General features: G+C 74.6%; 1 protein-coding gene. It reads right to left on the reverse strand.

The annotated features are described in order from the left end of the window. Positions 1–527, reverse strand: a 527-nt coding sequence (locus G3I65_RS37055) for an MFS transporter (protein ID WP_160700220.1), incomplete at its 3' end; no start/stop codon positions are given. Positions 528–540: the final 13 nt, after the last annotated feature.

A 540-nucleotide genomic window follows, 5' to 3' on the forward strand; every position in this document is an offset into this window, starting at 1 on the left:
TACCGGCCGCGCTGCGTGCCGGGCGCGCGGTCCGCGGCCACGGCGTTGCCGACGGGCATCTGCAGGATTTCCCCGACCGTCCAGACCAGGGCGACGACGGCGTACCCGAACAGCCCCTCGGCGAACAGGTTGAGCCCGAAGCCCCACCCGATCAGCAGGGCACTGGCCATCAGGACGGGTCGCCGCGGGTGCCGCCGCGCCCAGCGGGTCAGCGGGATCTGCAGGACCGCGATGAGCAGCCCGTTCAGGGCTTGCACGAGGCCGAACGCCCCGGCGGTTAGCCCGGCGCCGACCATGACGACCGGCAGGGTCGTCGCGCTCTGTTCGTAGACGCAGCCGACCGCGAGGGTGGCGAGCAGGAAGACGGCGAACCGCCGGTCGAACCGCAGCGGCGGCCGGGTGGCACGGGCCCGCGGCGGGCCCGGTGGCCGAGTTTCGGGCACCTTCAGCAGCACGACGAGCGCGCACAACGCGGTCGCGGCGGCGTCGGCGACGAACGCGGCCGGGTAGCCGAAGCCGACCACCACGCCGGTCAGCGCG

The sequence above is a fragment of the Amycolatopsis sp. SID8362 genome, assembly GCF_010550475.1.
GTDB classification, from domain to species: Bacteria; Actinomycetota; Actinomycetes; order Mycobacteriales; family Pseudonocardiaceae; genus Amycolatopsis; species Amycolatopsis eburnea.